General features: G+C 49.0%; 10 protein-coding genes (1 of these 10 running past the window's edge). All 10 read right to left on the bottom strand.

Features of this window, described 5'->3' with window-relative positions; all coding sequences use genetic code 11:
* A protein-coding gene (locus AC0VZ8_RS08005) for a LysM peptidoglycan-binding domain-containing protein (protein ID WP_475486581.1) crosses the window boundary here: on the bottom strand, positions 1–452 show its 5' portion. 1,261 nt of this gene lie to the left of the window's left edge; the window shows 452 of its 1,713 coding nt (coding positions 1–452); it begins with the start codon at positions 450–452; its stop codon lies off the left edge, out of view.
* Positions 453–615: 163 nt separating this feature from the next.
* A complete protein-coding gene (gene ilvE, locus AC0VZ8_RS08000) occupies positions 616–1,500 on the bottom strand; it encodes a branched-chain-amino-acid transaminase (protein WP_071223394.1) in 885 nt (294 codons plus the stop codon).
* The gene (gene pheA, locus AC0VZ8_RS07995; RefSeq protein WP_194541493.1) at positions 1,501–2,388 is read right to left on the bottom strand and encodes a prephenate dehydratase; all 888 of its coding nucleotides are present in this window, start codon (positions 2,386–2,388) and stop codon (positions 1,501–1,503) included.
* Complete coding sequence (thrB, locus tag AC0VZ8_RS07990; protein ID WP_475486580.1) at positions 2,385–3,353, bottom strand: homoserine kinase; 969 nt, start codon at positions 3,351–3,353, stop codon at positions 2,385–2,387. Before thrB ends, pheA begins: the two co-directional genes overlap by 4 nt.
* Positions 3,350–4,423: a threonine synthase gene (thrC, locus tag AC0VZ8_RS07985; RefSeq protein WP_475486579.1), complete on the bottom strand. Its 1,074-nt coding sequence runs from the start codon at positions 4,421–4,423 to the stop codon at positions 3,350–3,352. The genes thrB and thrC overlap by 4 nt, the downstream gene beginning before the upstream one ends.
* Positions 4,424–4,483: 60 nt before the next feature.
* The gene (locus AC0VZ8_RS07980) at positions 4,484–5,770 is read right to left on the bottom strand and encodes a homoserine dehydrogenase (protein ID WP_071223398.1); all 1,287 of its coding nucleotides are present in this window, start codon (positions 5,768–5,770) and stop codon (positions 4,484–4,486) included.
* 55 nt (positions 5,771–5,825) lie between these two features.
* On the bottom strand, positions 5,826–6,263 hold the full coding sequence (locus tag AC0VZ8_RS07975; protein ID WP_009594028.1) for an ACT domain-containing protein: 438 nt from the start codon (positions 6,261–6,263) through the stop codon (positions 5,826–5,828).
* Between the two features lie 275 nt (positions 6,264–6,538).
* Positions 6,539–7,042, bottom strand: a complete 504-nt coding sequence (locus tag AC0VZ8_RS07970; protein ID WP_475486578.1) for a hypothetical protein — start codon at positions 7,040–7,042, stop codon at positions 6,539–6,541.
* A 194-nt stretch (positions 7,043–7,236) separates the two neighbouring features.
* Positions 7,237–7,989, bottom strand: coding sequence for a hypothetical protein (locus tag AC0VZ8_RS07965; RefSeq protein ID WP_475486577.1), 753 nt, complete (start codon positions 7,987–7,989; stop codon positions 7,237–7,239).
* Between the two features lie 24 nt (positions 7,990–8,013).
* Positions 8,014–8,772, bottom strand: coding sequence for a hypothetical protein (locus AC0VZ8_RS07960; protein ID WP_475486576.1), 759 nt, complete (start codon positions 8,770–8,772; stop codon positions 8,014–8,016).
* Positions 8,773–8,782 lie beyond the last annotated feature (10 nt).

Here is an 8,782-nt window from a genome sequence, read left to right as displayed (position 1 = left end):
GTGATTTCTTCCTTCACTCCGGTGTAATCCTTACTGCCCGGCTTCTTCTTGCCCGGGTTCGAACCACTGCCACTGCTCATCGAAACCCCGTCATCTGTGCCCGACTCCGAATATACGCCTGATGAAGGGATGTTCACGACCTCTCCAACCAGCAGGGCATTCGGATTTTTAAGCTGCGGGTTGGCATCAATAATTTCCTTCAGGGTTACGCCCCATGCCTTCGACAGTTTCCAGAGGGAGTCCCCCTGCTTTACCGTATGCTTATGGATAATGGGTTGGCTGCCGCCTGGTACCGGAACAGGCTCTGTCGGTACTTTGATTTTGGCACCGACATCGAGCTTATTCGGATCCACCAGCTGTGGATTAGCATCGATGATTTTCGCTAATGGAACGTCGTATTTTTTGGACAGCTCATATAGGGTGTCGCCTTCCTTGACGATGTGTATCTTCACGCCGCTAAAACCTCCTACACTCTTCTAGGCGTCATGTTATTCGCCCGCTTTCGTTACTACATCCTATGCACGGAATGGGCGATTGACATCCCTCTGGGCAAAAAAAATCCTTTCATCGACATGAAAGGATGGTTTAAGTCGTTTATTTAGCTGTCCTAAAACATTAGGATTCCCATACTTTATAACCGTCTTGATCCACAATTTTGCGGAATTCCTCGAGCAGTTGAAGCGTAATTGGACCAGCCTGCCCTTTTCCGATCATCCGTCCGTCAATTTCACGAGCGGCGATGACCTCAGCTGCGGTTCCAGTAAAAAACACTTCGTCTGCTATATAAACGTCATGCATGCTGAAAGGCTCTTCTTTCAATTTGATGCCGAGTTTATCGCATAAATCGATAATCGCTTGGCGCGTAATGCCTTCAAGCGCACCAAGGTAGCACGGAGGCGTGGTGACCACGCCGTTTTTCACGATGAAAATATTGTCCCCTGAGCCTTCCGTCACATATCCTTGTGCGTTCATCATGATCGCTTCATCCGCTCCCGCAAAGTTGGATTGGATCTTCACAAGAATGTTGTTCAAATAGTTCAGAGACTTGATTTTCGGATTGAGCGCATCCGGAATGTTGCGCCGCTGGGCTACGGATACGGCCTTCAAACCGTTAAGATAAGCTTCTTCAGAGTAGATCGCCAGCTGTTCCACAATGATCAACACCGTTGGTTTAGGGCAGCGACGCGGGTCCAGACCCAGATTGCCTGCACCTCGGGATACTACGATACGGATGTACCCGTTTCGCATATCGTTGCGCCGAATCGTCTCGGCCATAGCCTCCAGCAGCTCATCATATGCCAATGGGATGACTAAATCGATGGACTTGGCGGAATCGTACAGCCGATCCAAGTGTTCCTTGCACTTAAAGATGTTGCCGTTATATATCCGAATCCCTTCGAATATGCCGTCTCCGTACAGGAATCCATGATCAAAAACGGATACTTTTGCATTCTCTTTTGTGACGAATTCTCCATCCAGATAGATCCATTGCTCTGACATTTACTTAACCTCCATTTTCTCACTCTCGTACGCATAGCCCGGATAAGTACCCAGCACACGAACCACACATCCCAGAGCTTCAATCTCTCCCATGGCGGCGACCAACAGAACGGAATCTGCTGCGGCCATGACATCGATGTAAAAATAGTAATTACCAAGCTTCTTCTTCGTCGGACGGGATTCAATCCGCGACAGATTCAGGCGCCGCCAAGCAAACGCCGAAAGCACCTGATGCAGCGCTCCCGGCACATCCTCTGGGAGGGTCACGAGAATGCTGGTCTTGATGTGCTCCGGCGAACGGTTGACTAAAATCGGCTCGCGTCCGATTAATACAAACCGGGTGTAATTATTATCATGGTCGGTAATACGCTCGGCAAGCACGTTTAATCCGTGAGTGGCAGCGCCTAGTGTAGTGCCGATCGCCGCCCATCCCTGGCCGGGATTTTCCTTTACGATTTTAACCCCTTCCGAGGTGCTGCCTACTTGCTCCAACTCAGCCTGTGGCGCGGCCTTCGCGAGGAACTGACGGCACTGGGCCGTTGCTACTTGGTGAGACCAAATTTTTGTGATTTTACTGTAATCCATCGTACCGTCATTGGACTGGAACTCGGCAGCATTTCCGATCAGGTTCTGAATGGAAGGATAGACCCACTCCACCTGCATCGGCAGATCCACCTCATTGACCAACCAATCCATATGAAGGCTCACAGAACCTTCGATGGTATTCTCAATCGGGATTACGCTGTAATCGCTTTTTCCTTCTACTGTAGACATAAATACATCAGAGATCAGTTTATGGTGGACAAACTCCACCGGCTCACCGTTAAGGAGATAAAGTATCGCTTCATGAGATACCGATCCTGAGGGCAACAAGGCTATTTTTTTCATGCGGTAACTTCCCCTCTAATCATATCCAAAAAGGATCTATTGTTTATACCTTCCAAGAGCTGGACGCCTTCGGCAACTGGATTCAACGGGTAGCACGAAGCCGAGATTCCTTCCGCCTTCATGGTCTGCACTAAATACGCGCTCAATTCTTCTACCCGCGAATCGTTCCGATCCACCAACGCAATCATCGTCGGGCCCGCTCCGCTTAGCGCAATCCCCAGCGCTCCGTGGCTTGTCGCTTCGGCCAAAATTTTGCTCATCCCTGGCACAAGCGGTACCCGATAAGGCTGATGAATCCGGTCTTGCATTGCGGCAGATATCAAGTCCAGTCTGCCTGCAGAAAGAGCCGCGGTCATCAAGGAGGACCGACTAATATTATACACAGCATCCGCTAAACTGACCTGGGCGGGCAGCGCTTCTCTTGCTTTGGATGTTGCCAATTCGAAATCAGGAATAACAACGAGCGTGCCGAGGTCTGCTGGAGGTTTAATACGTATATAATCCGCATGAGTTCCGTCCCATACAGCCGTAATAATCCCTCCAAATAAAGAAGCTCCTACATTATCCGGGTGCTTCTCAAGATTCGTTGCCATATCAAAAAGCTTGGAATCCGGCAGCGGTGAACCGATCAGCGCATTGGCAGCCGCCAGCGCCCCTACAATCGCCGAAGCACTGCTGCCAAGACCGCGGGTAAGCGGAATTTCGGAATACATGGAAATCTCGAGATCGGGAACAGCCTGTCCCGCTTCTTCAAAAACCATCTGAGCCACCTTATAGATCAGGTTGCTCTTATCGGTCGGCAGACCGCCCATCTCATCACCATGAAGGTGAAATACGGTCCGCTCCGACGCCTTCATCTCGATCCAGGAATACATAGACAATGCCATGCCGAGTGTATCGAATCCGGGTCCCAAATTAGCCGTACTGGCCGGTACCTTCACCCGGACACCTTGGGACAAACTCATACCCGTGCAGCTCCTTCAAGCTTAGCAATAGCATCCATTACGGCTGATTCCGTATCTGATACGACGAGCGGTTCGGCGTTTACGGTAGAAATGGCGATATTCGGGTCCTTGAGCCCATGCCCTGTCAGCACACAGACTACGGACTCTCCGCCTTTAAAATATCCTTGGCGCTTCATTTTATAAACGCCTGCGATGGAGGCAGCCGATCCTGGCTCGGCAAAAATGCCCTCACGCGATGCGATTTTGCGGTATGCTTCCAAAATCTCTTCGTCCGTAACATAGTTAATCTGTCCGCCGGATTCCTCAGCGGCAGCAACCGCGGTTTTCCAGCTGGCCGGGTTCCCGATACGGATCGCAGTCGCTACCGTTTCCGGATTCGCAATAGGCTCTCCCTTCACGATGGCCATTGCTCCTTCCGCTTCAAATCCAAGCATTTTCGGCAGAGAGGACGATTTGCCCGCAGCCTGGTATTCTTTAAATCCTTTCCAGTAAGCGGAGATGTTCCCCGCATTGCCGACCGGAATGGCCAGCACGTCCGGCGCTTTCCCTAACTGGTCAACGACTTCGAATGCAGCCGTCTTCTGGCCTTCGATTCGATAAGGATTCACGGAGTTTACAAGCGCAATCGGATGCTTCGCCGTAATCTCGCGCACAATTTCCAGCGCGCGGTCAAAATTGCCTTCAATCGCAATGACCTTCGCTCCGTAAATCATCGCTTGGGCGAGCTTGCCCAGCGCAATATTGTTGTTCGGAATGATTACGATACAATTCAATCCGCCACGAGCGGCATAAGCAGCAGCTGCTGCAGACGTATTGCCCGTTGAAGCGCACATGATGGTGCGGCTTCCCTCTTCCATCGCTTTCGCAACGGCCATGACCATGCCGCGGTCTTTGAAGGAACCTGTCGGGTTCAGGCCTTCGAATTTGAAATGCAAATCGATTCCAAGCTCTTCGGATAGATTCACGGCTTTGATGAGCGGGGTATTCCCTTCCTTAAGCGTTAGCAGCGGAGTACGCTCGTTTACCGGCAAATATTCTCTGTAGGTTTGCAGCAATCCTTCATACGGCATCTCTCTTGTTCTCCTTTTCTTATGAAAAAATATATAGGGTATTTAATGAGTTCTAATTCCTTATCCTTCAACACGATAAACACTTTTAATCCGGCGAATGACTTCCAGGCCTTCAAAATGATTCAACACTTCATCCATATTGGCTTTGCTCGCATTGTGCGTGACGATGATAATCTCTGCGTCCGGATTATGCTCGTTCGGCTGCTGGACAACGGATTCCAGGCTGACGTTATATTCAGCAAACACCTGCGTAATTTGGGCAAGTACACCTGCTTTATCGTCGACATGAAGCAAAATGAAATTCTTATACATGATCTGCTCATCGGTTTTCAGTTTCTTCGGTTTGTAAGGAACGATGGCTTTTAGACCGTTGACGCCGAGCTTCAGATTCTTGATAACGGCAACCAGGTCAGCCACAACGGATGTAGCGGTTGGCATCTCACCTGCTCCGGCTCCGTAAAACATCGTTTCGCCTACAGCTTCCCCGTATACATAAACCGCGTTAAATACCCCATTCACGGCTGCGATAGGATGTCCTTTCCGAACCATCGTAGGCTGAACCGTGATGCTGAACTCATCGTCCTGACGCTCCGCTATACCCAGAAGCTTCATCTCATAACCCAAACGCTTCGCATAAGCGATATCTTCTTTGGTCACTTGCGAGATTCCCTTAACGGTTACATCCTGGAGTTCGACGTTCGTGCGGAAGCCTAGTGTGCCGAGAATCGCCATTTTGCGTGCCGCGTCCAATCCTTCTACATCGGAGGTCGGGTCAGCTTCTGCATAACCCAGTTCCTGGGCTTCGGCCAGAACATCCTCATACGATGCGCCTTCTTGACTCATCTTGGTCAGAATAAAGTTGGTTGTACCGTTCACGATCCCCATAATTTTCATGATACGATCCGAGGAGAAGCCTTCAATCAGCGTGCGGATAATGGGAATACCGCCAGCAACACTCGCCTCGTAGAACACGTCGCACTGCTTCTCTTGCGCCTTGGCTAATATTTCGGCACCGTGGAGAGCCATCAGATCCTTATTCGCGGTAACGATATGCTTGCCGCGCTCAAGCGCTTCGAGAATATAGGTTTTCGTCTGCTCGATCCCGCCCATCACTTCAACGATGACATCAATCTCGGGATCGCGGATGACCGCCCATGGATCTTCCGTCAGTTTATTCTGATCCACATTGACACTGCGGTACTTCTCCAAATGTTTGACAGCGATACGTTCTATCGTAATCGGCGAACCGACCTGGCTGCTCAAATCCTCCTGGTGTCCCTCTACGATGCGGACAACCCCTGTTCCTACGGTTCCTAATCCCAAAAGCCCTACCTTGACCGGTTTCATTAATACACAACCTCCTGTATCCCATCACATAGATATCTATTTAATTCGTCATAACTTAACCTTGGCCTATCATCTGCACTCTTCTTACTCCAGCTATTCGCCTCAATCCGTCAAGCAGGTCATCCAGCTCCTCATTCAGTCGGGAAACTTCGACGGAAATCACGACATTGGCGATTCCCTGCAGCGGAATACTCTGATGAATGGTTAACACATTCCCGCCTTCACCCGCTACCAGCCCCAGCACTTCGGATAGCATCCCAGAGCGATGTTCCATATCGATAGAAATCGTTACGATTTCATCACGTTCCAGTTGATTGATGGGATGGATTCCATCCTTGTACTTATAAAAAGCGCTTCGACTAAGCCCAACCTGTTCAACGGCTTCATGGACCGTTCTAACGTCTCCCGATGCCAGCAATTTTTTTACTTGCATCGTCTTAACCACAGCCTCGGGAAGGATGTCTTCCCGGACCAAATAGTAGCGTTCCTTCACAAACGTCCTCTCCTCAAAGACTACTGTATTCGTATAGTGGACATTATACTGGATATACCATGTAAGGGCAATACATAAGTGTCCAGTTTTTTTGGTTAACCCGATATTTATATGTCAACTCTATAGCCTATACTATATCGCAATTCAAACCGGAACACATCGATATTCACGTCAAAATTGTAAATGATGCGTAAGAAAAGGCAGTCTCCAGTATGTGGAGACTGCCGATATAACATTCATGCTCTCGATTTGAGTTCAAACGGTCCGCGTGAAATCTAAGCAACAATGATCGTTCCGCAGTACTCGCACTCTTTTTCCTCTTGGTGTGAAATCACGGTTCTTGCACCACAGCCTGAACATTCCACAGACTTCGATCCAATATCCTGCTGAATCTCGGCTGGCTTTACAGACTCTCTATGCAATGAAGTGATCATCAGCACACCATTCTCAATCTTCCCGTAAGGGAGCATCCGCTCCTTGATCATAAAGTTCAAATCACGGACCACATGGGATGGAGTTTGATTCGCTGCAATCGCAATATGATTGATGTAAATAAGACGCCGCTGCAAAACGGCCTCTGCATAAATTCTCAACAGCTTTCGGAATTTCTTGTCTGCCAGGTCAGCAGCAACAAGCAGCAGCATGGCAGGGACTAATAGGCATAATGCCATTGCTAAATTGTCGTTTAAGAACTCCTCACTCGTTTCGCTCGCCAGTAAAAAGATCACAGAAGTCATAATGTACGAACCGAACAATACCCATCCCATCAGTCCTTGCATTTCTTCCCCTGTAACAGTGATGTTGTTGTGTAGGCAAAATACGAAATCCAGCAATGATTAAAGCTAATGGAAAAAACACATACGTCAAGCCAATAATAAAATAATCGAATTTTGAAAATTGCGATTTAAAGGGCTTTATTGGAATGCTCATACCACGATCTCCTCAATTTTGTTAATCGGACGCATAACTAATGTTAAGCCACAATCACCGAACCGCAATACTCACATTCTTTTTTCTCCAAATGCGTTACGACCGACCTTGCCCCGCAGCCCGGGCATTCCACAGACTTCGGCCCTGGATCGGGCTCCGCTTCGTTTCGGGTTATTGGCGCTGGTTCAGCCGCAACTTGACCTAGTGAATACTGCACTCGCTGCCCGCTGCGCGAAACAAATTCTCCTTGGAATGAAGACTGGGATCTCCTCTGCAAGGAGGGGATGATGACAACTCCGTTGTCCAGCTTTCCATTAGGCAGCATATGCCGTTCAAACATGAACGTGATATCTCGGACGGCATGGGCCGGCTTTTGCCTTGCCTCTCGAGCGATATGTTCAATTTGGACGAGCCCTCTTTGCATAATGGCATTCGAATAAAATTGCAGCAAACTATTGAATTTCTTATCTTCTTTCTTGCCAATCAACAGCATGATGATAGCTGGAACCAGTATAATAACGCCCCATACGATGGAAGCCGAATAGAGGCCGTCGACATCTTTATCATCAATCGTCGCGAGGATCATAAGCAATTCAATGATTCCATAGGTTATGACCAGAGCCCACCCGAAGAGTCGGTTGTTTCTTCCCTTACAGTGATTATGACGATGGGTGACAAGCACCCGAACAGCCGCCAGCACAATGGCCAGAGGAAAAAATAGAACCGCCAGCGCGATAATGCAATAATCCATGGTCGTGAACTTCTGTTTAAAGCGCTTCAGATCAGACGCTCCCATATTCTATCTCCTCTATCATCTGCATTAGGTTGATCCCGCTTTTGCCTTCAGAAGTTCGGTGTTGCGATCCTGTACCGTTCTCAGGATATCGCGGATGATGTGAATGGTTTGCTCTGCCAGCTCATCACGTTGTTCTGCTTGCGTCTCCCCGATCAGCGCCACTTGGTCCTCCAACAATGCGATTTTTTGCTGGATCATATGCTCCACTTCATATAAAGAGGTGTGCGTGATAGGATCGCTATAACGAAGCGTTTCCTCCAGCTCGGCCATCTGCCGGTCTAACGAATGAATGTTCTCTCCTGGCATCTCACCTAGTTTTCTTCGGATTCCCCCGATCCAGGCCACCGTCTCTTTCTTAACCGCCAGATGATCACTTTCCTTTTGTTCATGAGCTCCTGCATATTTTCCCGCCAGACCTATCAGTCCCAAAACCACCGAGAACCCCAGGAAGGTTATAAGATGAATCATAAAATAAGAAGATTCAGGCAGCTTAAATAAATACCCCAGCAGAATGACCTCCAGCAAAACGGAAATGGCATAGACTCCTATAATGACGCCTGAAGCAATATAAAAAGGAGCTCCTGGCGAGGCCGCTTTGCGCCGGTGGACAACAAAACCGATAAAGACGAGAATGGCCGCCTCGGCGCATCCGAGAGCGATGCCCGATATCCAAGCATTCAGCTGAACGATCCCTCCGATCAATCCGAACAGAAGGATGGTTAAGACCGGAAGCACTGCCGCAGCCAGCCATAATCCGTTTCGACTTGTGGTTCTTGTACTCACTCTATTCCCT

Source organism: Paenibacillus sp. QJM3NY_38 (assembly GCF_056173265.1).
The sequence above is the reverse complement of the archived record's forward strand: the minus strand, read 5'-3'. Positions and strand labels throughout refer to the sequence as shown.